We start from the raw sequence: 25,897 nt of genomic DNA on the forward strand, positions 1-25,897 counted from the left end.
ATTTCAATAGACTTTGACGCCGGTGCCCAAATGATGAATCGTCGACTCGATCGGATTTCGAGTCGATGGATCTTCCAATGCGCATCATCCTCGCCGCCTTTTCCGCCTGCTTCCTGGTTTTCGCCTCGCTCGGCGCGGTCCTGGCGGCTGAGCGCTGGGAGACGCTGCCGCCGACGCCGGCGCCCGTCGCCAAAGGCAGCTTTGCCGACATCAACGGCATCAAGCTTTATTACGCGACCCTCGGCAAGGGAGCGCCGGTCGTGCTGCTGCATGGCGGCCTCGGCAATTCCGACTATTGGGGCCTGCAGGCCAAGGCCCTGGCACGCCGTCATAAGGTGATCCTCGTCGACAGCCGCGGCCATGGCCGCTCGAGCCGGGACACCAAGCCCTACGGCTATGATCTGATGGCCGACGACGTCGTCGCCCTGCTCGACAAGCTCAAGATCAGACAAGCCGACATCGTCGGTTGGAGTGACGGTGCCATTCTCGGTATCGATCTGGCCATCCGCCATCCCGATCGTGTCAACAAGGTCTTCGCCTTTGCGGCCAACACCGTGACGTCAGGCGTCAAGGACGGAGTCGACAAGAATCCAACCTTCGCCGCCTATATCGAACGGGCCGGCAAGGAATATGCCAAGCTGTCGCCAACACCGAAGGAGTATGAGGCCTTTGTCGGGCAGATCAGCCAGATGTGGGCGACACAGCCAAGCTGGACCGATGTGCAGCTCAAGGCGATCAAGACACCGGTGCTGGTGGTCGATGGCGATCATGACGAGGCGATCAAGCGCGAGCATACCGAATATATCGCCGCCACCATTCCCGGCGCCGGCCTTCTGATCCTGCCCAATGCCAGCCATTTCGCCTTCCTGCAGGATCCGGCCTTGTTCAATGCGGCGCTGCTGGGTTTCCTCGACGGGAAATGAGCACGGGCTGGCAAGGCCTGACGCCGACTATCCATGGGCGAGGAGACGGAATGTCGATCGACCGTCGTGATCGGGGGAATGCGCCGACTCCCCGCTAGGTTCGACGGTCCGGATCGAACCGGTGAAGGTAACCCGCGAAAACGTCCACCGAGGCAGCCCGCGCGATCTGCGGCAGCAGGCGGCCGATCTCGCCGCGGTGATAGCCGCCATGCGTGACGACATGCGCCAGCATTTCCTCGCGTGACATGCGTCCGGGCTGTCCGTCCGTAAACCTGAAACGAATGGGTGCCTGCAGTTCCTCCGCCGACAGGCCGGCGACATAGTCGATATAGGCTCTGTCCGTCCGGCGAATATCTGCGGAGAGAGGCTGCAGCGACGGCAGATCATCTGGCTCGTTGTTGTCATAGCCATGGCTGAACCCCTGAAGATGCGCCATGAAGATGCGATCGACGATGTGAGCGTGATTGAGAATGCGCAGCGCCGGGCCGAAATCAGAGGGCGGGCCGGCGCGCTCCAGCTCGATCATCGCATCCAGCAGGAGATCGTCGGCCCAGGCCTTGTAGCCATACAGCGAAGTCAGAAGCGACTGGGCGCCCATGCGCTCTCTCCATCTTGCTCGGTTGACGCAGACTTGCATCGCCGCTGTATTCGCGCAAATTCGAATTCCGGGCTCGCGAATAAGCAGATGTTATGGCTCTTCCGATCAATCTGAGACAGGTCGAGGCCTTCAGGGCCGTCATGCGTGCCGGCCGGATGACCCTGGCGGCGGAGCTGATGTCGGTGACGCAGCCGGCCGTCAGTCGCCTGATCGCCGATCTGGAGCGCGCCACCGGTCTCACATTGTTCGAGCGCAGGAGCAATCAGATCAGGCCGACCCGTGCGGCGATCGATCTGATGCGAGAGGTGGAACGCTCCTTCGTCGGCCTGGACCGGATCGCTTTGCTCGCCCAGGAGATCGGGCGGCATTCGGCCGGAACCTTGCGGATTGCTGCCATGCCCGCTTTGGGCAATGGACTGCTGCCGCGCTTCCTGGCCCGCTTCCTACGCGATAAGCCGGGCCTGAACGTGTCCCTGGATACGCTGCCTTCCGCCATGGTCATCGAGGCGGTGGCTGTCGGCCAGGCCGATATCGGCTATGCGGATGAACCGCTGGACAGGAGCGGCTTCCTCGTCGAGGCCTATCCTGCCGCCGCGCTTGTCGCTCTGCCGGCGCGCCACCCTCTGGCCGGCAAGACCGTCATCGCACCCGGCGATCTTGCCGGCGAACGCGTCATCAACCTGGATCCCGGCACATTGTTTGCGATGCGGGTTGAATTGGCGCTGGCCGGCGTGCCGCGCCTTGCCGCGCTTGAAACAAGGCTCTCCTACACGGCCCTCACCTTGGTGGTCGAAGGTGCGGGCATTGTCTTGGTCGATCCGGCATCGGCGAGCGAGTTCGCGGGGCGGGGTATCGTCTTTCGCCCCTTCAGCATTTTCATCGATGCCGGTTTCCAGATGATCCGTTCGGCAAGCCAGGTGCGTCTCGAGGTGGCGGAGCGCTTTGCCAGCGAATTCGATGCTTATCTGAAGGAGCACCTCGGCGAGATGCTTCAGCCCGAGCGATAGGGCAATCGGTATCTCTCAATAGGCGAGACGGCCCCGCAGATCGTCGAACGGAATCATCACATGCTGCCGATATGGCGTGCGCGCCATGAGACGCTCGTACCACGCCTGCACATTGGGAATGTGAGGGCGCGAAATATCGAGGTTGAAATAGCGATAGAGCGCGGTGCCGACGGCGATGTCTGCCAGGCTGAGATCGTCGCCCAGCATATGGCATCTGCCTTCCAGCCAGCGATCGAGCAGGAGGAAATGGGTGCTGCAGCATTCGATGCCGCGACGGATGCGCGGCCAGTCCCTTTGGGCTTCCGGCGTGCGGTAGAAGCCCCAGAACACGTCGGAGAGGAAGGCAGGCTGCAGCGCCGTCTGCGACCAGTCCATCCAGCGTTCGAATTGGGAGCGCTCGCCGGCATCGTCAGGCCAGAAACGCCCGGCGCCGAAGCGGGCGGCGAGGTAGCGCAGGATCGTGTGCGATTCCCACACGATGACGCCGGCATCGTCAATGACCGGCACCCGGCCATGGGGGTTGAGCGCCAGGAATTCGGGTGTATCGAGGCCGCCGAAATCGCCGCCCGCAGGAATATGGTCATGGGCGATGCCGAGTTCGCCGACCAGCCACATCACCTTCTGGACGTTGAAGGAATTTCGGCGTCCCCAGATCTTCAGCATGCCGGGCAGCCCTTGATGTCAAAAGGGCGCGAACCGGCATGGTCGCGCCCCGTCATTCGATTGCAAGCCGGATCCAACTCTCTGTTTTTACGCATTTTCTCAATCGAAAAGTCTGTCAGCTTTTCTGGAAAACGCTTTTGCGAGGCGGAAAGTCTCAGCCCTCGCCGGAGATTCGCTCGATCTGGGCGCCGCAGGCTGCAAGCTTGCGTTCCAGGTTCTCGAAGCCGCGGTCGAGATGGTAGATGCGATTGACGACGGTGTCGCCCTGGGCGGCGAGGCCCGCGATCACCAGCGACACCGAGGCGCGCAGATCGGTCGCCATCACCGGCGCGCCCTTGAGGGTCGAGACCCCCTCGACGATCGCCGTCTGGCCATCGAGATGGATATGGGCGCCGAGGCGGGCCAATTCCTGCACGTGCATGAAACGGTTCTCGAAGATCGTTTCGGTGATGCGCGACTTGCCCTTGGCCTTGGTCATCAGGCCCATCAGCTGGGCCTGCAGGTCGGTGGGGAAGCCCGGGAAGGGCTCGGTGGTCACGGCGACCGGATCGATGCCATGGCCGTTGCGGCGCACGCGGATGCCTTCATTGGTGGCGGCGATCTCGGCGCCGGCCTCGCGCAGCACGTCGAGCGCATTCTCGAACAGTTCGGGCTGGGCGCCTTCCAGCATGACGTCGCCGCCGGCCATCGCCACGCACATGGCATAGGTGCCGGCCTCGATACGGTCGGAGATCACGCGGTGATGCGCACCCTGCAGGCGGCTGACGCCTGATATCTCGATGGTGGAGGTGCCGGCGCCCTTGATCTTGGCGCCCATCTTGATCAGGCAGTCGGCGACATCGACGATCTCGGGCTCGCGCGCCGCATTGTGGATGACGGTGGTGCCCTCGGCGAGCGTCGCGGCCATCAGCGCGACATGGGTGCCGCCCACGGTGACCTTGGGAAAGTCGATCTCGGCGCCCTTCAGGCCGTTCTTCGCCTCGGCGACGGCGTAACCGTTCTCGATGTCGATCTTGGCACCGAGCCGTTCCATCGCCATCAGCAGGAAGTCGACCGGGCGCGTGCCGATGGCGCAGCCGCCGGGCAGGGAGACGCGGGCATGGCCCATGCGGGCGAGCAGCGGGCCGAGCACCCAGAAGCTGGCGCGCATGCGCGAGACCAGTTCGTAGGGTGCGGTGGTATCGACGATGGAGCGCGCATCGAGACGCACCGTCTGGCCGGTCAGTTCCAGCTCGCCCGGGCGCTTGCCGGCAATGGTGACGTCGAGGCCGTGATTGCCGAGGATGCGGGCAAGCAGGGCGACGTCGGCCAGGCGTGGCACATTGGTGAGGGTGAGCACGTCTTCGGAGAGCAGGCTCGCGATCATCAGCGGCAGGGCAGCGTTCTTGGCGCCGGAAATCGGAATGACGCCGTGGAGCGGCGCGCCGCCGGTGATCTTGATTCGATCCATGGTCGATCCTTCGGAATGGCTTCGGCCTCGCCCGTGATCGGCGCAGTGGCGGCCGGGAGGCAAGCAGTCGAGCAGCGTAAGAGATAAGGTTAACCGGTTTGAGTAAACGAAGCGCAAAGGCCGGACAAGGGCGAAGCCCGGGCAGAATCGCGGCAGGGCCTATTCGCTGTCGTCCTGTGGCATTTTCGCATCGCCGTCGGCACTTTCCCGGCCTTCGCCCGATAATGCATCGCGCCCGGCGTCACGCCCGCGCGACTGGCTCTTGCGCCGGCCGAGATTGGCGCGCAGGGCCTTGGCCAGGCGCTCGGCCCGCTTTTCGGCCTCGGTTTTCACGGGTGTTTTCATCAAATGACGACTTTATGCAGCAACCGGCTTGCGCCGGCGCCTCCCTTGTGGCACTAGAGCGCCGCGCCGGGCAAGTCCTTCGGCAGAAGCTGCAGTAGCTCAGTGGTAGAGCACTCCCTTGGTAAGGGAGAGGTCGAGAGTTCAATCCTCTCTTGCAGCACCATCTCAATTCCTGAAATTTCTGATCGCTCAAGCCGTCGTTCCGGCGATTTGCGTTGCGCATTCAAGCATCTGTCCTTGATACGGCTCTCCGAAAGCCGCAGGGCCCCGCTGCATCCGAGACCTTTCGGTCAGGCGGATTCGCTGGGGATGTCTTTGGGCGATGGGCAGGACGGCCAAAAGAAACGGGCCGGAGATCCGGCCCGTAAACATCTTCCTATGGCTTGGCGAACGCCGATCCTGCCTCAAATCTCGGGGCGAACCAGCGTCTTGGCCGGTGGCCGCAGGTCGTAGATCGCTTCCAGTTCTGCCAGCATGTCCGGCAGGGACTTCGCGCCGGTGGCGGGAGAGGGCACTTCCTCGGTCACGTCGCCGTTGCGGATATGCTCCTGCCATTGGGCTTCGCTCATCTGGCCGGAAAGATAGCAGGCGCGAAGAAGATTGGCTTGTTCGGTAGTCATTGCAATCGATTGGCTGAAAGGGAAACAGGTATCGCCATGATAAAGCGAGGCGTCGCGCGGCCAAGTCAGCAATTAGGCGTTGGCCTGCGCCGAAAGAACTAGTCTGGAGGGAGTACGCCTCGCCCGGGGCCATGATGAGGCCGCATCAAGGAAAGTCTGTGATGCCAGGCGCGATGGCGGCGAGGCGAAGGGGCGGTCCCGAATCAGGAGACGGCCCGACTATGCCCGCTCAGGCGAGCGCGGCAGGACGTATGGCGATGCCGGGAAGGCGAGTTTCGATTTTTTCGGGCGCGGTTGAAGTTGCTGATGTGGTTGACGTTGCGTTAATCTTCCGCTCGTTCAAGACAAACCAGCGATGAGCAATTAAAATTACGAGAGCTACAATAAGATCGAGGACGATCATGCTGAGCATGGTCGAATTAAAAAAATAACTGAACCAGTCGCTGGAAATCTGAGCGTTTTGCGAAATATCTGTCATTCCCTGGTTGAACTCCAGTTCACCTACAGCGCCCCGCCGCCCGGTAGCCTTACGCTAGGGATGATTAGGTTGCACAAACGTTAACGCATGTCTCGTTATTTTGCCGTGACCGAGCGCACAGGATGCGCGGCACGATGCCACGCGGCTGCGCGGGAGAGGCCGGCCTACCTTGTCGGTGCCTGTTACCGGCCCTCGGGCGTCAGCGCGGAGACAAACGGTGAGCTACGGACTTTATATCGGCAGGAACCATACGGCTGACGGCATCGCCTATCTCGCCGGCTATGGCGATGAACCCTCGAGCCATTGGCTCGAGCTCCTGCCTCGCTGCCGGCATGAGGCGGATGCGCGCATCCCGGTCGGCGTGACGCCGCAGGCCGATCTGCCCGGCCGCATGAGCGAGATCCCGCAGGTTTCCGAAACGGCGCGGCATCTGCGCGTCAGCTACAGCTACTACAAGGGCGTGCCGGCCCCGCTCACCAATGGCGGCCTCAACGAACATGGCGTCGCCGTGCGCGACATCTGGTCATCTTCGCGCCCCGACCTGGTGGCGATGACGCCGGTGGACCAGACCGGCCCCAATTACAGCGACCTTGCTCGCCTCGTCCTGGAGCGGGCGCGCACGGCCCGCGACGGCGTCGATATCATCGCCGACCTGATCGCCCGCCACGGCTATGCCGACTATGGCGGCAATTCGCATCTGATCGCCGATGCCGAGGAGGCCTGGGTGGTGATCGAGTTCTCGGGTGGCCGAGGCCTGTGGGTGGCGGAGCGGCTCGGGCCGGATGCCATTCGCGCCTCCCGGCCGGGCTATGTCGGGCTGGTGCCGATCGAGGATCCAACCCGGGCGGATTTCCTCTATCCGCCGCACTTCGTCTCCTTCGCGCAGGAACAAGGGTGGCATCGGCCTGGCACGCCCTTCGATGCCAATGCCGTCTATGGCGACGGCAAGGGCCGCTGGGCCGGCGTGCAGTGGATCGAAGCGGAGATGGCGGCACGGGCGGGGCGGCCGGAGAAGATCGGCCTGGCGGACGTCTTCTGGGCGGTGCGCACGGAAAGGCTGACCGGCGACACCGCCGGCTATGGCCAGGTGGTGCCGCTGCTGGGCGCGGAGCCCGAGGCCTTGCGCCTCGTCTGGCACACCCAGGTCGGTGCGGTGGCGGCGCCGTTCGTGCCGGTGTTCCTGGGCATCGAGAGCGTGCCGGAGGAATATCGTCGGCATCGCTATCTCAGCGATGGGGAGGCCGCACGCTTCCTCGACACACGCCATGCCGAGAAGGGGCGCCCCGAAACCTTGTCGGCGGTGCCGCAGGGCATCGAATCGACCCGCTCGGCCGGACTCGCCGGCAAGCGGCTGCTCAACCTGCTCTTCCAGCACCACGAAACCTTCCTGCCCGAAGCCCTGGCACTATGGCAGGCGATCGAGGCGACGCTCATCGGGGAGCAGGCGCGAATTGCACGCAGCGCCGCAGTGCTGATCCAGGCCGGCGAGCCGGATCTCGCCGCGCACCTCCTCACCTATTTCACCGGCACGGAGCTGCGGCGTGCCCTCGATACCATGGAGCAGTTGGCGCAGTCCCTGGAGATCAGGACACGCCATCTCTTCGGCTTCAGGACGGAACGCGTCCCGCGTGCCCCTGAGCAAATATGGTGACAGGACCGCTGCGCCCCAGCATCGCTGCCATCCCTGCAAGGCTCAGCACCAGGGCGAAGGGAATGAGGCGAAAGGTGAAGGAGGCGTGCTGGATGGTGTGGTTGGCCTTGAGCTCCACCACCAGCATCGGCAGGAGCGTCAGCGCCAGAACGGCGAGCGCGCCGGCCGCCCGGCCGCGCCGCAGCGCCAGCGAGAACAGCACGAGCCAGGCCAGGAGGCAGGCCGCGATCGGCCACCAGCCCAGAGGCATGGCCGCGCTTTCCAGCAGCATCTCGTAGAGGGCCCGCAAAGGCCGGTAGACCCCGTCGCCGCCGCCGAACCAGCGGGCGAAATCCTGGCTCGGCACCGAGGTCTGTTCCCCGAAGATCCGTCCGGCGAGGACCACCAGGCCCCATTTCGTCGCCCACATGGCGAAATAGCCGGCTATAACAATGGCCTGCAGGTGGATGGCCTGCACCAGGCTGGCGCCGAGCGGGCGCTGCTCCGCCAGCACGGCGCGCAGCAGGAAGGTCCAGCCGAGCACATAGGCCAGCAGGTCGGGATTGTAGAGAAAATCGAAGAAATTGTAGACCGCGCCCATGGCGAAGGCCCAGGGCGCAAAGCCAAGCAGCTCCATCGGCCCCCGCTTGCGCAAGGCGACCGTCCAGCACAGCAGGAGGACCGAGAGGGAAATCGTGTGGGTCGGCGTCAGGCCTGATATCGGCAGGTCCGTCATCACCAGGCCCAGGGCCGTCACGGCCAGGAGCGTGGCGACCCGCGCCGGGCTCGCCGTGCCTCGGAGGACGGGAGGCAGGAACGGTGCCAGCGCCACAAAGGCGCACAGGAAGAGGAGGGCGCCGCCCCAGAGCTGCAGGCTGCGATAGGAGAAGAACGACAGGAATGGCTCGGTAATGAGGCGATAGCCGTGCCAGTAGCGCGAATAGGGGTAATGTGGCTGTTCGGAGCCGGCGAGTTGGTCGCGCAGGCTGTCGCAGATTGACTTCGGCGGCTGCCACAGCAGGGCCGGGGACTGCAGCGTGAAAGTGATCGGGTTGGTCGCCCCTGGCGCGATTGCCGTCGACAGGCCGACGCATTCGCTGAAATGGCTGAGCCGGTGCCGGCCGATGCGCTCGAACGCTTCGTGATCGCCGAAGGACTGGCTGGCAAAGGCCTGCCGGACTGCTTCCTTGATGGCCTCGGGTCGGCGCAGGCCGTCGGCCAGCCCCAGCGAGAGGGAAGCCAGCACGACGATCACGGCGAGGGCTGCTAGCGCCCGCGCGAGGGTTTTGGCGATGGCGGTCAGATCCACGCGGTGAGCCCCGCATTCCGGTAGCAATACGCCGGAACTGGCGGCAAATGCCGTATCTTGTCAATTCACTCGAGTTGCCTCGCGAACAGGCACGCGACTTGTCGGTTTGCTGGAAAGACTTTACGGCGCGATTGCACAAATATTAGGCGCTTCCTGAGAACGGGAGGCCTGTACATCCGGGGCCAAAGGCGGCATAGCGCAGGGAAAGCATCGATGGGCTCGGGACTCCCGGGCAAACAGGGAGAAGCCGAAAAAATGGCACAGGCAGATATCGCAGTCATCGGCATGGCAGTCATGGGGCGCAACCTCGCCATGAACATTGCCGAGAAGGGATTCAAGGTCGCCGTCTACAACCGTTCCTCGGCCCGTACCGACGAGGCCTTGGTCGAAGCCGGCGATCTCGCCGGCAACATGATCGCCTGCCGCTCGATCGAGGAACTGGTCGCCGCCCTCAAGCCGCCGCGCGCGTTGCTGCTGATGGTGAAGGCGGGCGCCGCCGTCGACGAGACCATCGCCCAGCTCAAGCCGCATCTGGCCAAGGGCGACATCATCATCGATGCCGGCAATGCCAATTATCGCGACAGCGTCGCCCATGACCAGGCCTTGTCGGCCGAGGGCTTCGAGTTCCTCGGCGTCGGCGTCTCCGGCGGCGAAGAAGGCGCCCGCCACGGCCCGTCGATCATGGTTGGCGGCAGCCAGAAGGCTTGGGAGCGCGTCCAGCCCGTGCTGACGGCGATCGCCGCGCGCTATCAGGGCGAATCCTGCTGTGCCTATATGGGCCCGGCCGGCGCCGGCCATTTCGTCAAGACGCTGCACAACGGCATCGAATATGCCGACATGCAGATGATCGCCGAAGCCTATGGCCTGATGCGGGCCGGCCTCGGCATGGCGCCGTCGGCCATTGCCGATGTGTTCGAAGGCTGGACCAGGGGCCCGCTCGCCTCCTATCTCACTGAGATCACCGTACAGGCCCTGCGCAGCACCGATCCCTCGACCGGCAAGCCGTTGGTCGACATCATTCTCGACAGTGCCGGCCAGAAGGGCACGGGCCGCTGGTCGGCCATAGAGGCACTCGATCTCGGCGTGCCGGCGAGCGCCATCGCCGCGGCGGTCGAGGCGCGTGGCCTGTCCAGCATGCGCAGCCTGCGCCAGGCGGTGAACGGCGCTCTCGGCGATGCCGAACGGGCCGCAATCGGTGCGGCGACGCCCGAGATCATCGCCGAGATCGAGAAGACGCTGCTCACCGGCAAGATCCTGGCCTATGCCCAGGGCTTCGACGTTTTGGCGGCCGGCTCCAAGCAATTCGGCTGGAACCTGCCGCTCGCCGAGATCGCCAAGATCTGGCGCGCCGGCTGCATCATCCGTTCGCGCATGCTCGATGCCATGTCGCGCGCCTATTCGGCGACGCCGGCGCCCGAATCGCTGATCCTCGACCCCGATTTCGCCGGCGAGCTCAAGGCGAGCCTGCCGGCTGCGCGGAAAATCCTCGGCCTTGCCGTGGCCAATGGCCATCCGGTGCCGGCGCTGACCTCGGCGCTCAATTATCTGCAGCAATTGCGTGCCAGCCGGGCCACCGTGGACCTGGTGCAGGCCCAGCGCGACATCTTCGGCGCCCACGGCTTTGAGCGCATCGACCAGCCCGGTGCCCATCACGGCCCTTGGCACACCGGCGCCGAGTAATTGAGGCAAAGTGCGATTTCCGCATGTCGCACTTTCTCTCCAACGCTTTGCATGGGTGCGTTTTCCAGGTCGAGAAGCCTCTCGGCTCTTCTGGAAAACATTCATGAAAAAAGGGGCATGGTCCGCCATGCCCCCCCTCGCAATGCCGATGTCGGACAGCCGACGCCTATTTTCAGAAACGATTGGGAACGCAGCGCCGGCCGGACGAGGCGGGGTGCGTGCCTCGAGGGCAGGTCGGGCGGCGATAGGCCGGGCCGGGACGCTGGAAACGGTCTGCGCGGCGGAATTCGCAGCGCCCGAAGCGGTTGCGTTCCATGCCCGGTCCGCAGCGGAAGGCAATTTCGTTGACGACCAACGAGCCCTTCGTCATCGGGGTGGAGGCAGGCATGGCCTGCGCTGCGCCCGATGCCACAGCAATAAATCCAAGTGCGGCAGCGATCTTTACAATTCTTAACATAGTATCCGTCTCCGTAGGTGAATATTAGCAGCCCGCCAACCAACGTAACGTAGGGGAATGTTGCGTCGTTGGGTATATGGAAGAGGGCGAAAAGTGTCAATGTGTGGCAATTGTTCAGGCCTAAACGCGCACATGCGCCGGCATGCGTGGTAAATTTTTAGTATTCTTGCCAGGGGTCACCTACTTGCTCGGGTTGGCCATTTTTCTGAACACGCTGTCTATGGCGTTCATCAGCAGCATGTCGGGCTGGTGCCGACAGACGCCCTTCACCGCCAGGATGATGCCGTTGCCGTCCGTGCGACTGCCGACCCAATGATTGTCGTTGCGGCTGTTGAGCCCGGTCCACCAGCCGAGAATCCAGCTATTGCCCTCGCCTTCGAGGCGTGTGGTGGAGAGCCAATATTTGCACGGCATTGTGCCGACGCCGAGCGCCATATAGTCATAGGCCCGGGCGGACGACGTGGTGATGAAGGCAGCTGCCGCTGCCAGGCAGAGCGCCCCGACGCGACTCATGCGTGGACCTTGTCGGGCAATTCCAGGACGGTCCGGTCGCTTGCAGACCCCTCCTGGTCGTGTCCCCGACCCGATCGGGAGGAGCCTGTTTAGAATCAGATGGAACTTACTCACCCTTCATTCCCGTCGCTGACATGATCGAATTGCGCCCCTTGCAGCAGGCGATGCCGGGCCAGGCGGACGCCGACGCCCCGGCCATGTTCCGAGATGAACTCGACCCCGCCGGTCTCGAGCGCCCGGCGGATGGCGGCGGCGTTCGCGCTGGTGATCTGTGGAACGTCGTCAAAGGCATCGGCTCGCCGGATCGTCGCCACGCCGAGGCTGGAGGCATCCGCCAGCTTCTGGGCGGTCCAGCGCAGCAGGGCACGGCCAGCCCGGATCTGCGCACCGGTAATCGGGGTAGCATGCATCACGTCAGTCCCCTCTCTTATCGGATGATCGGATAGCGCTCACGACTATACGCCGCCGGCTGTTGGGACGGAACCGGTTGCATGGCCCGCGCACCAGCAAATCCGCCGAATCCTGCGGGTTAATCTCGGCGGCAACTCTATAATGCATATTCCATGCACTATGCTTGACTTTGCCCGGGCAGGCCGCTCTGATGACCTGAAGAGAAAGCCAGGATGTATTCCTGTTCCGGCCGTGCCCCCCGCGACCGGGATCAGGAATATGCGCATGCCTTGGCGGGATACAGGGAGCCCAGCATGGCCAGGATCGAACGCATCGAATTGTCGATGGTGGTGCTCGAGCCCAAGGTGAAACGCGTCGATGCCATCCAGTCCTTCGTGGCACAGGAGACGCCGATCGTTCGCATCTTCGACAGCGATGGAGCAATCGGCATCGGCTATAGCTATACGATCGGTACGGGCGGGCATTCGGTCCTGGAACTCCTGGCGCGCACCTTCGCGCCGGCCCTGATCGGGCGCGAGGCCGCCATGGTCGAGCAGATCTGGCGCGATCTGCTCTTCCTCAGCCATGCCACTTCGGTGGGAGCCATCACCTCGCTCGCGCTTGCCGCGGTCGATACGGCGTTGTGGGATCTGCGTTGCCGCAAGGCCGGCCTGCCCCTGCATGTCATGGCTGGTGGCGCCCAGGACAGGGTCCGGCTCTACACCACTGAGGGCGGCTGGCTGCAGCTCGACACGGCGGCGATCGTTGCCGATGCCCTCCAGGCCAAGGCCGATGGTTTCGGCGGCTGCAAGATCAAGGTCGGCAGGCCGGTGCGCGAGGATGTGAGCCGCCTCGTCGCCGTGCGCGAGGCGGTCGGCGAGGGCTTCGAGATCTTTACCGATGCCAACCAGGCCTTCGCGGTGGACGAGGCGATCCGGCGCGCCCATCATTATCGCGAGGCGGATATCGGCTGGTTCGAGGAGCCTCTGCCGGCCGATGACGTCGACGGGCATGTCAGGCTGGTCGCCTCCACCTCGATCCCGATCGCGGTCGGCGAGAGCATCTACAGCCCCTCGCATTTCCGCGACTATCTGCAGCGGCGCGCCTGTTCGGTGGTGCAGGTCGATGTCGCTCGCATCGGCGGCATCACGCCCTGGCTCAAGGTGGCGCATATGGCGGAGAGCTTCAATGTCGCCGTCTGCCCGCATTTCCTGATGGAACTGCATGTCGGCCTGTGCTGCGCCGTACCGAATGCGCGCTGGGTGGAATATATTCCCCAACTCGACGGCGTGACCGGCAATACAATGCGCATCGAGGGCGGCTATGCGCTGCCATCGCAGGAGCCGGGCCTGGGGATCGATTGGGACGAACAGGCGCTCGCCACCTTGCAGGCGGAGGGCTCGGCCAGGCGCATCACGGCTCGCTGATGGAGGGAGGACTGTCATGGCAAGGCGGCTCAAGCTGCAATTCATCGCCGTGACCTGTGACGAGGATTTCTTCCGTCCGGTCCGCAAGGGCATGGCGGATGCAGCCGCGATGATGGATGTCGAGGCGACATTCACGGGGACAAAGGGAGTTGATGCCGGGGAAATGGCAGCGCTCGCACGCCAGGCCATGGCGGAGGGCATCGACGGGCTGGCATTGGTTGCCTTCGACGGCGCTGCCTTCGCGCCGGTGGTGGCCGAGGCCCATGCCAGGGGCATTCCGGTGGTGGCTTTCAACATCGACCAAGGCAAGGGCTGTGCCGGTACGCTCAGCGGTATCGCGCAGGATTTCGGCGGCGCGGGCCGGACCCTTGGCCGGCGCGCGGCAACTGCCATCGCGCCAGGCAGTCGCGTGCTGCTTACCCTCCACGATGCCGGTATCTCGGCGCTGGAGGAACGCCGCGACGGCATCAAGGCGGCCCTGGAGGGGCACGACATCGCGTGGGTCGAGACGATAACAGGCCATCAGGTCGAGGAGGCCGCCCGGCGCGTCGAGGCGATCCTGGCCGGAGAGCCCGGTATTTCGGCGATCCTGGCCACCGGCCAGGCCGACACCGAGGGCGCAGGGGTGGCGGTGGAGCGAACGGGCCGCACGCTCTATGCCGCCGGCTTCGATCTGTCGCCTGGCATATTGCGCCTGGTCGAAGCGGGACATCTTGCCTTCACCATCGACCAGCAACCCTATGCCCAGGGCTTCTATCCGGTGATTCAGCTCGTGCTCAATTTGCGCTATGGCTTGATGCCGGCAAGCCTCGATGCCGGAGCCGCGATCGTCGACCGTGCCAATGCATCCCGGATTCGGGTTCTGTCGGAAGCGGGCTATCGTTGAGGGGCTAAGGCCAGGCGGCTTCCTTCCGGTTGCGTCACGAGTGCGATCGAGGAGACACTGTAGAAATGTCGAACATGAGCGGGCTTTTCGGGCAGGGCCAAGGTGGACCCTCGCCGGAAAAGTCTGCTTGGAGGCGAGGGGAGGGGCGGCATGGGCATCCCGGCGACAAGACGGCGATTGAACGAGATCGTCGGCGAAACGCTGGCCTCCCATATCCGCTCGGGGGCGCTGCCGGCCGGCTTCGTCATTCGGGAAAAGGCGGTCACCGATCTCTTCGGTGTCGGTCGCATGCCGGCCGTGGTCGCCCTGGCCCGTCTGGAGGCCGAACGCCTGGTCCATCGCAGGCCGGCGTTGCGGGGCGTGGTCGTCGGCCTCAGCCGTACGGTGCCGGCAAGGCCGGGCGATCTGGCCGGGCATGTCACCCTGCCCGAGGGCCTTGGGCGCGAACTCGGGCAGCGCAATTGGCGCAGCCTGATTTATCCCGCCCTGGAGCGCCAGGTGGCCTCTTGCCTGCTGTTCGGGCGCTTCCAGATCCGCACCCCGGCGCTCGCCGAGCATTTCGGTGTCAGCAGGACCATCGCCCACGAGCTCCTGCTGAGGCTCGAGCGCGTCGGTCTGGTGCGCCAGGAAGTCAATGCACGCTGGTATGCCGGCCCGCTGACACCGACCCGAATCGACGAGCTCTACGAAATGCGCATCCTGCTGGAGCCGGCGGCTCTGCGGCAGTCGGTACGAGGGCTCGAACCGTCGGTCATCGAAGAAAGGCTCGACCGGGTGTCACAGGCCCATACTGCCGAGGCGCGGTCGGATGCCTCGCTGCTGCACCGGCTCGAAACCGATCTGCATCAGGATGTCGTGCTGCGCTGCGCCAATGAGGAGTTGCGCGCCACGCTCTATCGCTGCCAATTGCCGCTGATTTCGGTGCATCTGTCGTTCGGCAGTTATGGCGAGCGCACCGACATTCCCCAGATGATCGGCATGCACAAAGTCGTGCTCGAGCACCTTGCCGGGGGGCGGGTGGAAGAGGCGGCGCTCGCCCTCGAAAGCCATTTGAGGTGCTCGCGGGACGACAATCCGGCGCGCCTCGCCGATCTGCCCGCACTTGCTCCGTCGCAGTTACACCCCTATCTCGACCCGATTTGACCCTGAAACGGCTCAAATCGACGTAAATTCAATGTCAAATATGACGGGCGCGGCTGCGCTTGCATTTCTGCGCCGATGCCAGCATAAAAGCCCATCGATCTCGGCCGGACGTTTTGGCTGTGTGGTCTCATGGCCACGCTTGCTGATGACCTTCCTACCAATTTCGACCCATGGAGCTTCGTGCCGCCGGTCGGTTGCAGGAAGTTCGATCGTGCCCATAGGAAAGGTTCGTCATGAGCACAGGTACTGTTAAGTGGTTCAACTCCCAGAAGGGCTACGGCTTCATTCAGCCAGATGACGGCTCGAAGGACGTTTTCGTTCACATCAGCGCGGTGGAACGCGCCGGCCTGCGCGACCTGCAGGAAGGCCAGAAGATCACCTATGAGCTGACCGAGGACCGTCGTTCCGGCAAGCTGGCAGCTGATCGCCTGCAGGCTTCCTAAGTCCTGCGGTCGCGTCCCGGGACGCGCCTGAATTTGAGTTAGGATGGGTGAAAGCCCATTTGGCGCCTCCGGTCGCACCGGGGGCGTTTTTGTTTGAAAGGGGGCGCTGGATCGAATCGGCTCCTCGGTATCGGGCTGCAAGGAGCGGTTTTCGACGGGTGCAAGCGACAGGGACCATGGCAGCGGAAATGGCGCTGCTGGGCCGTTCGATGATCCGAGGATGAAGATCGGTATTCTTACCGGATGGCCAGCGGAGATGTCGAGGAAGGCGGGGCGGCCTTCAGGGCATCGACATGAGTCGCGAGAGCGGCAAGATTTGAACCGGCGGCCATATCTCGGCATCGCGTCCGATGCCGCCGCGAATCGTGCGTTCGAGAAACCCTATGACCGGTCGGCACAATCAGCCTGACAATGTCTGGGCGAGCAGCATTCCGGGAGCATGGAATGAAGATTTGTACCATCCCGGCACCAAGGCCGTGCGATGGTACAGTTGGGTGGACTCGAACCACCGACCTTCGGAGCCACAATCCGACGCTCTAACCAACTGAGCTACAACTGCATCTGGGCATGCGTTTAGCGGGATCGTTCCGCTATTTCAAGTGTGCAGGCAGGGGATTTTTTCATTCGCCCCCAATCAAAGAAAAAGGCCCGGACCAAGTCCGGGCCTCGAAACGTCAGCGGAGCTGAAAAATCAGGCAACGCTCTTGAAGGTCTTCTCGACCTGAGCCTTGACCGGAGCGATCGTCTCATTGGCGACCTTCTGGGCGAGCTCGCCATATTCCTTGGCCTGGGCCGAGAAGGTCTCGGCCTGCTTGCGCAGGAAAGCGGTGTTGAGCTCGATCACGTCCGAGAAGGTCTTCACGCCGAACAGGGCGATGGCATGGTCGAAGGAAGCGTTGGTGTTGGTGCGGGCGGACTCCAGGACCTTCAGGCCGAGGGTCGAAACGCCCTTGGAAGCGGTGCTGTAGGCGCCTTCGAAAGCGCTGGAAGCTTCTTCGGCAGCAACCTTGATCTTGGCATAGGTGTCCTTGGCCTGGGCAGCGCCCTTCTCGGCGAAGTCACGGACGGAAGCAGGAATTTCCAGCTTGGAGAGATTTTCGAAGGCCAGTTCAGTTTCAGTCTTGTTCTTGGCGGCAACCATAGAACGCTCCTTGGGAGTAAGGGTGAAATTGGATCAGTGGACTTAACGAAACGTCTTGAGGAGCCTTCGGCATGACATGCCGCGATGTGGGGCGACCTCACCTGCCACAATCTATATCAAATGCCCTTGTGCGATGCAATAACTCTGTTGCAGTGCACAATCGTCCGATAAAAGCACAAATTTTAAGCGATTCATGCCCAAAATTATGCCTATCGGTGAATTTTTGTGTGTGGTCAAAACCGTGGGGATCGACGGAATTTTGCTCGATATTGCGTTGCAATAGGCATTTTTGTGACAATTCCCCGCCAAATCGGTGCTCTTCACGTCCAGAAGGCAAGGCCGGCATTACGCAAGGGAAAGTATTGCTTGCGGTCTCGACGAAGAGATATGCCGTGAATGCAAGACAGGGCTGTCTTTTTGCGGTGACGGCAAGAATAGTTCAGTTGTCTGGAATTATTAACACGCAGATTTCAAGCAGTATTTTACCTTGCACCGGGCAAGCTTCCATGCCGAAAGCCCCAAATCAATGCTCGTGTGAGGTCCTGCCCGCATCTCCCCCCGAGAGGCCGGAAGGAATCCCTCGCATTTCCTGGAGTCGAGGTCGGGCTGCGGCCTTGCCGGGCTGCCTCTACGGGCAATCCCGGCAACGCGATTCGACGAGGCCCTATTTCTTCGGCTTGGTGACGTCAGAAGCCAGCTTGCTGGCCGTGGCACCGATATCCTTGGCCTGCTCGCCGAAAGCCTGGAGCTGCGCCTTGATGAAATCGCTCTGCAGTTGCAGCACTTGCTGGGGGTCCTTGGCCTTGACCAGGCTCGAGGCGAAGTCCAACGCGGCCGCGACGTTCTGCTCGGCATAGGTCAGGGCCTTGCGACCGATATCCTTGCCGCCGGTTTGGATGGCATCGCTCGTGCCTTCGATGGTACCGGCTGCCTTGTAGGCAGCCCCCATGAAACCGTCGAACGCCTTCTTGGCCTGATCGACGCTCTTTTCCGCCAGGTCGCGCATCTCGGACGGAATTTCGAAGTTCGGCGGCTTGGTTGTCATAGGCGTCTCCTCCGTTGCCCCCGTCCCCAGGCCGGTGACGGTGCGGGTGACGATAGCGCAGGCTTGCCGTTTTAACCATGCCCCAGATCAGCGGGGGATGACGGGGGAGCGGCGATTTACCCTTTTGTTTTCCATCTGTATTCATACTTTGTTAGTCATTTCGGCAGGTTCTTGGAAAACGGCATGATCGAGGCGATGTTGCGGACGGCTTTGATGGCCGATCAGCGCCTGCAGGCGCTGATGGACGACCCGCGCCCGGCCTTTGTCTGGCATCTGGACGGGCGTGCGCTCGCCTGGGCCAATCGCGCCGGAGCCCAGAGTCTGGGGCTGCTGCCCGCCGATATCCTGCGCCAGCAATCGAGCCCAGCCCTGGTCTCGCTCTCGCCCCAGATCGCGGCCATCGCCCGTAAACTGCCGAGGCCGGGCGCCATGCGGCTCGAGCGCCTGCGCCTGCCCGGCATGGGGGCGCTCGATACCCTGTCCTGTGCCTGCCGGTCCTTTGACGGTCCGGAAGGATTTCTCGGGCTGCTGGTGCAATCGCTCGATCTTCCGCGCGGACGGCGCCAGCACAGCTGGGCCCCGCCCTCGGTCGTGGATACGCTGCCGCCTTTGCCGGGCACGGAGCCGGCCTCGATCCCGTCCGGTGAATCGCCCGCCGCCAAGCCCTTCGAGCAGAGCGGTGCCTGGCGTTGGGTCGAGGCCGATGGCGAACGTGCGGAACCGATGAGGCCCGATGCGCCGCTGTCCTCGCCACCGGAGCCCGTTCGGAGCCAGGCATCCGAGCCCTCGCCGGTGGCTCGCAGCAAGCCCTTGCGCTTTGTCTTCCAGACCGATGCGGAGGGACGTTTCGTCTCCGTTTCGACCGAATTGGCGCAGGCTCTGGGCCGGAAGGCTGCGGACTGGACTGGTCGGCGCTTCGCCGACATCGCTGCGGCGCATGGCCTGCGCGACACCACGGCCATCATCGGGGCCTTTGCCGGCCAGCGCACCTGGACCGGCCTGTCCTTCCTGTGGCCCGATTCAGTCGCGCGCCAGGAAACGCCGGTCACTTTGAGCGCGTCGCCGCAATTCCAGGGCGAGGGGCAGTTTGCCGGATTCCGTGGCTTCGGCATGGCCGGTCTGCCACGGCCGCTATCGACCCCGGTCGAGGCCGAAGCACCGCCGCCGAAAGCCACGATCGTCTGGCAGGACGCCGATCCGGCGGAGGAAGAGGAACCGGCGCCAGCGCCCGTTCCTGAAGAGCCGACATTTCGCGCGACCGCCGGGAATACCGACAGCAATGTGGTGCGCCTGCCGAACAAGCCTTCCCAAGAAAGACCGGCCTCCGAGCGGCCTGTATCTGAAAGACCCACCTCGGAGCGTTCACCTCTCGAACGGCACAGCCTGACGCCGACGGAGCGCATCGCCTTCCACGAGATCGCCAAGGCTCTCGGCGCCCGTATCGAGGGTGAGCGCCGCGAGGAGCCGGCAAGGCAGGAGGTCCGCCCCGCGGCCGAGCCCGATCATGCCGATCGCGAGAAGGCTGCAACTGCGTCGGAATCGGAAACGCGCGCCGAAAAGCCTGACACGGCGATCCCTCCTGTAGAACCGGATCCCGAGCCCGCCGAACACGCGGTCGCGCCGGCCTTGAGTGCCGACGAGATCCGCTGGCTGGAGGATGCCGCTTCGGAGCCGGAGGCCGGCCCGGGCGAAACGGTGCCCGCAAGCGCGCCGGAACCGGTGGCACGCCCGGTCAAGCTCGGACGTCTCGACAAGGTGCCGGTCGCCCTGATCGATCGGCTGCCGATCGGCATCTTCATCGCTCGCGGCGAGGACCTGCAATTCGCCAATCGCACCATGCTCGAACTGCTCGGCTATCCCGATGTCGAAGCGATCCGCCAGGTCGGCGGCCTCGACCATGTCTTTGCGGGCAGCGACCCCGTTCCCCCGGGCGAGGAGGCCAATCCCGGCGTGCTCCTGAAAACGGCTTCGGGCGAGACGATTGCCGTCGACGGCCGTGTGCAGACCACGCATTGGGATGGGGAGAGCGCCCTGCTCATTTCCGTTCGCCGCCCGCTCGGCGAGGTCGGTGCCGACAAGCTGCACGCGGCGGAACGCCGGGCCGACGAGCTCCAGGCCGTGCTCGATACCGCCACGGACGGCGTGGTGATTCTCGACGGGCAGGGCCGCATCGTCAGCATCAACCGCAGCGCCGAGGCATTGTTCGGCTATGAGCAGCGCGAGATCATCGGCAAGGACCTCCTGCTGCTGTTTGCGCCGGAGAGCCATCGGGCCGCCTTCGACTATCTCGACAGCCTGCGCTCCAACGGTGTGGCCAGCCTGCTCAACGACGGCCGCGAGGTAATCGGGCGCGTGCGCCAGGGCGGTTCGGTGCCGCTGTTCATGACCATCGGCCGGCTCGGCAGCGAGAGGACGGGCGAGGAGGCCAAGCGCTTCTGTGCCGTGCTGCGCGACGTCACCAGTTTCAAGAAGGCCGAGAGCGAATTGACGGCCGCCAAGCGCCAGGCCGAGGAGGCCTCCTCGCAGAAATCCGACTTCCTCGCCAAGATTTCGCACGAGGTGCGCACGCCCCTCAACGCCATCATCGGCTTCGCCGAGGTGATGATGGAGGAGCGCTTCGGCCCGATGGGCAATGAGCGGTACCGCTCCTATGCCCGCGACATCCATACCTCTGGCGAGCATGTCATCAGCCTGGTCAACGATCTGCTCGATCTCTCCAAGATCGAAGCCGGCAAGCTCGACCTCAGCTTCTCCAGCGTCAATCTCAACGAGGTCGTGCAGCAGTCCGTCAGCCTGATGCAGCCCCAGGCCAGCCGCGACCGCATCATCATCCGCATGGCGCTGGCCGGAAACCTGCCCAATGTGGTGGCCGACGGCCGCAGCATGCGCCAGATCGTGCTGAACCTTTTGTCGAACTCGATCAAGTTCACCCAGGCCGGCGGCCAGGCCATCATCTCCACCACCTTGTCGGAGCGCGGCGAGGCTGTGCTCAGGGTGCGCGACACCGGCGTCGGCATGACCGAACGCGAACTCGCCATCGCCATGGAGCCCTTCCGCCAGGTCGCCTCGACCACACTGGGTGGCACCGGCCTCGGCCTGCCGCTGACCAAGGCGCTGGTGGAGGCCAACCGGGCAGCTTTCACCATCCAGTCCACCAAGAATTCGGGCACGCTGGTCGAGGTTACTTTCCCCTCGACGCGGGTGCTGGCGGAGTAAGGGTGCGTCACACGTGGCTGCCAGATCGCCGGCAAGGATATCAGAAGAGGGATGTGAGGTCGCGCCTTCCGTCGACGACACGGATGACCTCGACTTCGTTTACCGGCATGATCTCATCGTCCGGCTTGAGCCGATAAACGACGAGATAGGGTGCAATCACTAGGACTCTCGCAAATTCCCTGATTTCCGGGCGGGCGGTTCCAAGAGGAGGGTTATCGCGCAGCACAATTGGGCAACATCCTTCAAGCGATCATAGATCTTGTCTGCTGCGGCAGGACTGTCGAGGCCAATGGCTACGTAGATATCGAGCAGATCTTCTTCCGATTGCGGTGTCCAGATCAGCGCGGCGGCCATCAGGGCTTGGCTTTGATTGCTGCGAGGCGGCGACGGCCTTCGGCCCTTACAGCCTCAAAGTCGATGCTTCGGCCGGGTCCGCTGGCAATCCCCTCGTCCCAAGCCCGGCGCAGGCGCTCGATCTCGTTACGGCGCATTTCCCGCTTGACCTCCCAATCGCGCAGGGCTTCCCGCACGATCTCCGAAGTCGACGCATATTCACCGGCCTCGACGGCACCTCGGAGGCTCGAAATCTGCTTGACCGTCAGGGCGATGCTTACTTTTTCCACGGAGGCCATCAGGGCATATCCCCTTGTGTGGAGATCATGGATCTTGCTACTTTTTCCTACCATGATGCTAACAAAGGCGCAAACTTAGCCGATGGCACGCCCTAGATCCTACGGGCGCTCTCCTCCCGATGTCATCGCAGCCCCATACGCCACCGCGACCGTCGCTTCGAGCAGGAGCCGGGCGCCATCTCTGATGCTGGCGGGCTCGACATATTCGGCTTCGTTGTGGCTGATGCCGTCCCGGCAGGGCACGAAGATCATCGCTGTCGGCGCGACGCGGGCAAGGAACAGCGCGTCGTGGAAGGCGCCCGAGACCATTTTCTTGCTGGGCAAGGAGAGGCGGCCGGCCGCGGCCTCGATGGTGTCGATCATCCCGGGCGCGAAGACGCCCGGCGGCATGTCGAAGGCCATGCTGATCTCGACCGAACAGCCCTGCTTCTCGCCCTCGGCGCGGCAGATGGCCCGCACCTCGCCTTCGATGGCATCGAGCCTGATAGCCGAGGGATGGCGGAGGTCGAGGCTGAAGGTCACGGCCTTGGGGATGGCATTGACAGAACCCGGGATGGTGGCGATCCGCCCCACCGTCAGCCTGGCGTCGGCATCGGAGGGCATCACGCTGGCCTGGAGCTGATGCATCATGCCGACGGCCGCCACCATCGGGTCGCGGCGATAGGGCAGGGGCGTGGTGCCGGCATGGCCGGCCTCGCCGGTGACGGTCACCTTGAGCCAGCGCGTGCCTTGGACACCCGTCACCACGCCGATGGCGAGGCCTTCCTTTTCAAGCGACGGTCCCTGTTCGATATGCAGCTCGATATAGCCGGACAGGGGCGTACCAAGCGGACGCAGGGCCGCTTCGGGCAGGGCCGCGAGCGTCGCGGCGAGTTCGTCCGAGAAGGAGGCGCCATCGCTGCCGGCCAGGGACTGCCATTGCGCCGGATCGGCCGCGCCGGCAAAGGCCATCGACCCCATCACGCCAGGTGCGAAACGGCTGCCTTCCTCATTGGTCCAGGCCACCACTTCGATAGGTCCCGGTGTTTCCAGCTTGGCATCCTCCAGCGCTTCGAGAACCTCGAAGGCCGAGAGCGTGCCGAGGGCCCCGTCAAAGCGGCCGCCGGTCGGCTGGCTGTCGAGATGGCTGCCGATCAGCAAGGGCGGCAGGCTGTCGTCGCGGCCGCTGCGGCGGATGAAGAGATTGGCGATGGCATCCTGGAAGACGGTAAAGCCCCGGGCCAGTGCCAGTTCGGCGAGCAGGCGCCGGGCTTCCCGATCTTCCGGGCTGAGGGCCTGGCGGTTGACACCGCCCGCCGGCGTGGCGCCGATATGGGCGAAGGCCTCCAGCCGCTGCTGCAACCGTTCGGCCCTGATTGCCGGACGTGTCATCGCGCCAGCCCGGCGATGAAGGCCGTCACCCGGGCGGGATCGACCGGGTTCCACCACACACCGTCATGCTTGAGGGCGCTGGCGATGATCACGCCGTCGACGATGGAGAGGATGTCGTTGGCATTATCAGGAGTGACGCCACTGCCCACCAGAGTCGGCAGGCCGGCAGCTTCCTTGATCATGCGGATATAGCTCAGATCCGCGGCATGGCCGGTGCGCTGGCCGGTGGCGATGATGGCATCGGCGTCGAAGAAGACGAGGTCCTTGACCAGTTCCTCCACCGGCCTGTCGGCGACGATGGCATGGGCGCCGTGCTTGACATGGGCGTCGGCGAAGATGTGGATGCCGTTGGCGCGCAATCTGGCCCGAAAGCGCATGGCGCGGGCGGCCTCGCCCTCGACGAAGCCCTCATTGGCGACATAGGCGTTGGCCCATTGGTTGACCCGGATGAAGCCCGCGCCGGCGGCGCTGGCGATGGAAAGCGCCGGGATGGCGGCATTGGCGAGCACGTTGATGCCGATGGGGCGACCGAGCTCGCGCCGGATGCGGTCGGAGACCACCGCCATATAGGCCGAGGTTTCCGGGCCGATGTCGTCGGGCTTGGCGAAGGGGATGTCGCCGTGGTTCTCGACGATCACGCCGTCGCAGCCGCCATGCAGATAGGCCTTCGCATCGTCGAGGCCGCGCTGATAGATGGCCTCCACCGCCTCGCCCTGATAGCGCGGGGAACCGGGAAGGGGGGCCAGATGCACCACGCCGATGACGACCTTGGTTCTGCCATACAGGCTGGTCAGCGCATCGCCGGCAGCCTGGCCGATGGGTTTGGAGGAGGGTGTCATGGCTTTTCCGTTTCCAATGTCCTGATGAGGTCGCGGATCTCCGCCTTGCTGGGGCAGGATTCCGAGGTGCCGCTGCGGCCGACCGCGACGGCGGCGGCGGCGATGGCAAGGCTGGCGGCCTCTGCTGGCGTCATGCCGAGATCGATGCCGCCGGCGAAGATGCCGCAGAAGACGTCGCCTGCCCCGCTGGTATCGACGGCGTTGACCGCCGGGGCCGGCAGGCGGCGGTTGCTTCCCGTCGTTCCCTCGGCAATGAGGCAACCCCGGGGGCCGAGGGTGACGAGAACGATGCCGGCTCCCTGCCGAAGCAGTTCCATGGCGGCTTGATCGGGGTCCTCGCAGCGGGTCAGCGCCTGGGCTTCCCCCTCATTGACGATGACGATATCGGCCTGCGGCAGTGCGGGACCTGCTGCGGCGGGCAGCGGGCTGGGGTTGAGAATGGTGCGGGCGCCGCGATGCCGGGCCAGATCCAGGCAGGCCGCGGTGGCCCGGGGCGACAAATTGCCCTGCATCACCAGGATGTCGCCGGCAGCGATCCTGTCGGCAATATCCGTTTCCGCGAGCGGATCGAAGGCTTCCGCACACAGGCTTCCGGTGACGATGATGTTCTCGCCGCCGGCGTCGACCAGTATCGCCGAGCGGTCTGTGGGCAGGGGCTTGGCCGTGAGGCGGCAGGCAAGACTTTCCGCCGCGAGGCGGTCGGCGATCCAGCCTCCCGCTGCGTCGTCGCCAATTGCCGCCCACAGCGTCACGTCCGCGCCCGTGCGTGAAGTGGCAATGGCCTGGTTGGCGCCCTTGCCGCCGATGCCGTCGGCGTGACCGGCGGCATTGAGCGTTTCGCCGGGAACCGGGAAACGCTCCAGCCGGAAGGTCGTGTCGACACAGACATTGCCGACGACATGCACCGCCATGGTTCAGCCCTTCGTGGTCGCCCAGACCAGCATCTGCTCGAACAGTTTCTTGTAGCCGTCCCAGGCGATGAAGCCCGGCGGCAGCCAATGCGGGCCGACGTCGGAGGTCCAGGCCACGGTACGCCCCTTGCCATAGGTGCCGGTCACCAGCAACGGCTGGGAGCCGTAGTCAGAGGAGACGGTGGCGAGCACCTCGGCGCCCGGCTTGAGCGTCACCTCGTTATAGCCGAGCAGGATAGGCCATTGCGTGCCGAGACCCTGCAGGATCGGGTGATCGGCTGCGCCGGTGACGACGGGGGTATAGCCCTCCGGCACTTCCACACGATCGTCGAAGGCAAGGCATTCGACAGGCAGCACGTCTTCCACGGGCGTCTTGCGGTAGCGGGCGCCGCCATTGATGCCCTGGAAGCTGAAATAGCCACCGAACATCAGCAGGCCGCCGCCGCTCTGCACATAGTCGCGCAGGAGGCGCAGACGGTTCGGGGTGGGCTTGGAGTGGATCCAGGTATCGGGATGGAGCAGCAGCGTGTTGGCGCCGATATCGGACAGCACGACGGCATCATAGGCGGAAAGCGCCTCGATATTTTGCGGAAAATGGCGCTGGGCTTCATGCGCGGGCATGAAGGTGATGTCGAAGGCACTGTCCTTCAGGGCGGCGAGGAGTTCATCGGCGCCGGTGTGATAGGTCGCGGTCGGGAACTGGTCGAAGCCCTTGATATGGGTCGAGGTCGAGACCCAGGATTCGCCGGCGAGCAGGATCTTCTTCTTTGACATGGTCAC

The 25,897-nt window shown here is 64.2% G+C and carries 27 protein-coding genes and 2 tRNA genes; 10 read left to right on the forward strand and 19 right to left on the reverse strand.

The annotated features are described in order from the left end of the window. Nucleotides 1-65 precede the first annotated feature (65 nt). Nucleotides 66-923, forward strand: a complete 858-nt coding sequence (locus QM672_RS01215) for an alpha/beta fold hydrolase (protein WP_367625140.1) — start codon at nucleotides 66-68, stop codon at nucleotides 921-923. A gap of 94 nt (nucleotides 924-1,017) precedes the next feature. On the opposite strand, the gene QM672_RS01220 is transcribed toward QM672_RS01215, so the two are convergent. Next, nucleotides 1,018-1,521, reverse strand: coding sequence for a DinB family protein (locus tag QM672_RS01220; protein ID WP_415080393.1), 504 nt, complete (start codon nucleotides 1,519-1,521; stop codon nucleotides 1,018-1,020). 92 nt (nucleotides 1,522-1,613) lie between these two features. On the opposite strand from QM672_RS01220, the gene QM672_RS01225 reads away from it, so the two are divergent. Further along, on the forward strand, nucleotides 1,614-2,528 hold the full coding sequence (locus QM672_RS01225) for a LysR substrate-binding domain-containing protein (RefSeq protein ID WP_415080394.1): 915 nt from the start codon (nucleotides 1,614-1,616) through the stop codon (nucleotides 2,526-2,528). A gap of 15 nt (nucleotides 2,529-2,543) precedes the next feature. Here QM672_RS01225 and QM672_RS01230 read toward each other — a convergent pair whose 3' ends face one another. From QM672_RS01230 to QM672_RS01240, 3 genes are all read right to left on the reverse strand, one after another. Then, a complete protein-coding gene (locus QM672_RS01230) occupies nucleotides 2,544-3,191 on the reverse strand; it encodes a glutathione S-transferase (RefSeq protein ID WP_311942614.1) in 648 nt (215 codons plus the stop codon). 154 nt (nucleotides 3,192-3,345) lie between these two features. Beyond that, nucleotides 3,346-4,641 (reverse strand): UDP-N-acetylglucosamine 1-carboxyvinyltransferase, encoded by a 1,296-nt coding sequence (murA, locus tag QM672_RS01235; RefSeq protein ID WP_311942611.1) that lies wholly within the window; start codon nucleotides 4,639-4,641, stop codon nucleotides 3,346-3,348. Between the two features lie 159 nt (nucleotides 4,642-4,800). Beyond that, on the reverse strand, nucleotides 4,801-4,974 hold the full coding sequence (locus QM672_RS01240; protein WP_376717750.1) for a hypothetical protein: 174 nt from the start codon (nucleotides 4,972-4,974) through the stop codon (nucleotides 4,801-4,803). A gap of 100 nt (nucleotides 4,975-5,074) precedes the next feature. Between QM672_RS01240 and QM672_RS01245 the strand changes: the two genes are divergently transcribed. Beyond that, nucleotides 5,075-5,149 (forward strand) — tRNA-Thr (locus QM672_RS01245). Nucleotides 5,150-5,390: 241 nt separating this feature from the next. Here the strand turns inward: QM672_RS01245 and QM672_RS01250 are convergent. Both QM672_RS01250 and QM672_RS01255 read right to left on the reverse strand, forming a co-directional pair. Beyond that, the gene (locus QM672_RS01250; protein WP_394310601.1) at nucleotides 5,391-5,678 is read right to left on the reverse strand and encodes a hypothetical protein; all 288 of its coding nucleotides are present in this window, start codon (nucleotides 5,676-5,678) and stop codon (nucleotides 5,391-5,393) included. A 157-nt stretch (nucleotides 5,679-5,835) separates the two neighbouring features. Then, on the reverse strand, nucleotides 5,836-6,084 hold the full coding sequence (locus QM672_RS01255; protein WP_394310599.1) for a hypothetical protein: 249 nt from the start codon (nucleotides 6,082-6,084) through the stop codon (nucleotides 5,836-5,838). Between the two features lie 217 nt (nucleotides 6,085-6,301). Between QM672_RS01255 and QM672_RS01260 the strand changes: the two genes are divergently transcribed. Then, nucleotides 6,302-7,735, forward strand: a complete 1,434-nt coding sequence (locus tag QM672_RS01260) for a C69 family dipeptidase (protein ID WP_415080395.1) — start codon at nucleotides 6,302-6,304, stop codon at nucleotides 7,733-7,735. Here the strand turns inward: QM672_RS01260 and QM672_RS01265 are convergent. Continuing rightward, entirely contained in the window at nucleotides 7,692-9,023 is a 1,332-nt protein-coding gene (locus tag QM672_RS01265; protein ID WP_415080396.1) for a hypothetical protein, read from the reverse strand. The genes QM672_RS01260 and QM672_RS01265 overlap by 44 nt on opposite strands. A 255-nt stretch (nucleotides 9,024-9,278) precedes the next feature. On the opposite strand from QM672_RS01265, the gene gndA reads away from it, so the two are divergent. Continuing rightward, nucleotides 9,279-10,703 carry an NADP-dependent phosphogluconate dehydrogenase gene (gene gndA, locus QM672_RS01270; RefSeq protein WP_415080397.1) on the forward strand — a complete coding sequence of 475 codons (1,425 nt, stop codon included), beginning with the start codon at nucleotides 9,279-9,281 and terminating at the stop codon, nucleotides 10,701-10,703. A 172-nt stretch (nucleotides 10,704-10,875) separates the two neighbouring features. On the opposite strand, the gene QM672_RS01275 is transcribed toward gndA, so the two are convergent. The 3 genes from QM672_RS01275 to QM672_RS01285 all read right to left on the reverse strand — a co-directional run bounded on the left by QM672_RS01275 (nucleotide 10,876) and on the right by QM672_RS01285 (nucleotide 12,083). Continuing rightward, the gene (locus QM672_RS01275; RefSeq protein ID WP_415080398.1) at nucleotides 10,876-11,091 is read right to left on the reverse strand and encodes a hypothetical protein; all 216 of its coding nucleotides are present in this window, start codon (nucleotides 11,089-11,091) and stop codon (nucleotides 10,876-10,878) included. A gap of 249 nt (nucleotides 11,092-11,340) precedes the next feature. Further along, nucleotides 11,341-11,673 carry a hypothetical protein gene (locus tag QM672_RS01280; protein WP_311942589.1) on the reverse strand — a complete coding sequence of 111 codons (333 nt, stop codon included), beginning with the start codon at nucleotides 11,671-11,673 and terminating at the stop codon, nucleotides 11,341-11,343. A 110-nt stretch (nucleotides 11,674-11,783) separates the two neighbouring features. After that, nucleotides 11,784-12,083: a hypothetical protein gene (locus tag QM672_RS01285; protein ID WP_068286669.1), complete on the reverse strand. Its 300-nt coding sequence runs from the start codon at nucleotides 12,081-12,083 to the stop codon at nucleotides 11,784-11,786. Nucleotides 12,084-12,377: 294 nt separating this feature from the next. On the opposite strand from QM672_RS01285, the gene QM672_RS01290 reads away from it, so the two are divergent. The 4 genes from QM672_RS01290 to QM672_RS01305 all read left to right on the forward strand — a co-directional run bounded on the left by QM672_RS01290 (nucleotide 12,378) and on the right by QM672_RS01305 (nucleotide 15,962). Continuing rightward, complete coding sequence (locus tag QM672_RS01290; RefSeq protein ID WP_415080399.1) at nucleotides 12,378-13,490, forward strand: mandelate racemase/muconate lactonizing enzyme family protein; 1,113 nt, start codon at nucleotides 12,378-12,380, stop codon at nucleotides 13,488-13,490. 16 nt (nucleotides 13,491-13,506) lie between these two features. Then, nucleotides 13,507-14,376, forward strand: a complete 870-nt coding sequence (locus tag QM672_RS01295; RefSeq protein WP_415080400.1) for a substrate-binding domain-containing protein — start codon at nucleotides 13,507-13,509, stop codon at nucleotides 14,374-14,376. Between the two features lie 150 nt (nucleotides 14,377-14,526). Next, a complete protein-coding gene (locus tag QM672_RS01300) occupies nucleotides 14,527-15,519 on the forward strand; it encodes a GntR family transcriptional regulator (protein ID WP_415080401.1) in 993 nt (330 codons plus the stop codon). A gap of 233 nt (nucleotides 15,520-15,752) precedes the next feature. Further along, on the forward strand, nucleotides 15,753-15,962 hold the full coding sequence (locus tag QM672_RS01305; protein WP_068286658.1) for a cold-shock protein: 210 nt from the start codon (nucleotides 15,753-15,755) through the stop codon (nucleotides 15,960-15,962). A gap of 482 nt (nucleotides 15,963-16,444) precedes the next feature. On the opposite strand, the gene QM672_RS01310 is transcribed toward QM672_RS01305, so the two are convergent. The 3 genes from QM672_RS01310 to QM672_RS01320 form a co-directional block, all read right to left on the reverse strand. Then, nucleotides 16,445-16,521, reverse strand: a tRNA-His gene (locus QM672_RS01310). A gap of 132 nt (nucleotides 16,522-16,653) precedes the next feature. Then, complete coding sequence (locus tag QM672_RS01315; RefSeq protein ID WP_068286655.1) at nucleotides 16,654-17,103, reverse strand: phasin; 450 nt, start codon at nucleotides 17,101-17,103, stop codon at nucleotides 16,654-16,656. A 664-nt stretch (nucleotides 17,104-17,767) separates the two neighbouring features. Next, nucleotides 17,768-18,148: a phasin gene (locus QM672_RS01320; RefSeq protein ID WP_311942575.1), complete on the reverse strand. Its 381-nt coding sequence runs from the start codon at nucleotides 18,146-18,148 to the stop codon at nucleotides 17,768-17,770. Nucleotides 18,149-18,331: 183 nt separating this feature from the next. Here QM672_RS01320 and QM672_RS01325 point away from each other — a divergent pair, with 183 nt between their 5' ends. Continuing rightward, nucleotides 18,332-21,364, forward strand: coding sequence for a PAS domain-containing protein (locus QM672_RS01325; protein ID WP_415080402.1), 3,033 nt, complete (start codon nucleotides 18,332-18,334; stop codon nucleotides 21,362-21,364). A gap of 159 nt (nucleotides 21,365-21,523) precedes the next feature. Here the strand turns inward: QM672_RS01325 and QM672_RS01330 are convergent, their stop codons facing one another. The 6 genes from QM672_RS01330 to QM672_RS01355 form a co-directional block, all read right to left on the reverse strand. Continuing rightward, nucleotides 21,524-21,718, reverse strand: a complete 195-nt coding sequence (locus tag QM672_RS01330) for a type II toxin-antitoxin system RelE/ParE family toxin (protein ID WP_311942569.1) — start codon at nucleotides 21,716-21,718, stop codon at nucleotides 21,524-21,526. Further along, nucleotides 21,718-21,996 carry a type II toxin-antitoxin system ParD family antitoxin gene (locus tag QM672_RS01335; protein ID WP_394310585.1) on the reverse strand — a complete coding sequence of 93 codons (279 nt, stop codon included), beginning with the start codon at nucleotides 21,994-21,996 and terminating at the stop codon, nucleotides 21,718-21,720. The genes QM672_RS01330 and QM672_RS01335 overlap by 1 nt, the downstream gene beginning before the upstream one ends. A gap of 99 nt (nucleotides 21,997-22,095) precedes the next feature. Continuing rightward, nucleotides 22,096-23,367, reverse strand: coding sequence for a Zn-dependent hydrolase (locus tag QM672_RS01340; RefSeq protein ID WP_415080403.1), 1,272 nt, complete (start codon nucleotides 23,365-23,367; stop codon nucleotides 22,096-22,098). Further along, nucleotides 23,364-24,206: a BtpA/SgcQ family protein gene (locus tag QM672_RS01345; RefSeq protein WP_415080404.1), complete on the reverse strand. Its 843-nt coding sequence runs from the start codon at nucleotides 24,204-24,206 to the stop codon at nucleotides 23,364-23,366. The genes QM672_RS01340 and QM672_RS01345 overlap by 4 nt, the downstream gene beginning before the upstream one ends. After that, nucleotides 24,203-25,117 (reverse strand): ribokinase, encoded by a 915-nt coding sequence (locus QM672_RS01350; protein ID WP_415080405.1) that lies wholly within the window; start codon nucleotides 25,115-25,117, stop codon nucleotides 24,203-24,205. The genes QM672_RS01345 and QM672_RS01350 overlap by 4 nt, the downstream gene beginning before the upstream one ends. A 3-nt stretch (nucleotides 25,118-25,120) precedes the next feature. Continuing rightward, nucleotides 25,121-25,891 carry a glutamine amidotransferase gene (locus tag QM672_RS01355; RefSeq protein ID WP_367624303.1) on the reverse strand — a complete coding sequence of 257 codons (771 nt, stop codon included), beginning with the start codon at nucleotides 25,889-25,891 and terminating at the stop codon, nucleotides 25,121-25,123. Nucleotides 25,892-25,897 lie beyond the last annotated feature (6 nt).

Origin of the sequence: Labrys sp. (in: a-proteobacteria), from assembly GCF_047605565.1 — a bacterium.
Taxonomy (GTDB): Bacteria; Pseudomonadota; Alphaproteobacteria; order Rhizobiales; family Labraceae; genus Labrys; species Labrys neptuniae.